A 255-nucleotide genomic window follows, 5' to 3' on the forward strand; every position below is an offset into this window, starting at 1 on the left:
AGAAGAAGCGCAGCGCCGAGACTGAGCTGTTGATGCTCGCTGCCTGCATGCCCACCCGGGTCTGGTGCAACTGGAACCGGCGCAGATCCTCAGCCGTCGCCATGTCGGGGGAGCGGCCGATGAAGGCCGCAAACGCCTTCACACAACGGATGTAGTCACGGCGCGTGGCCTCGGTGAAGCCGCGCATGGACATGTCTTCGATCATGCGCTCACGAAGCGCGCTACCGGATGGATTAGGAACGACGGTCATCGGAT

At 62.7% G+C, this 255-nt stretch carries 1 protein-coding gene; it reads right to left on the bottom strand.

The features are described from left to right. On the bottom strand, positions 1–205 hold a 205-nt coding region (locus tag C6558_RS39480; RefSeq protein WP_245449394.1), incomplete at its 3' end, for a phage integrase N-terminal SAM-like domain-containing protein. Positions 206–255: the final 50 nt, after the last annotated feature.

The organism is Ensifer sp. NM-2 (genome assembly GCF_003024455.1).
GTDB lineage: Bacteria > Pseudomonadota > Alphaproteobacteria > Rhizobiales > Rhizobiaceae > Ensifer > Ensifer canadensis.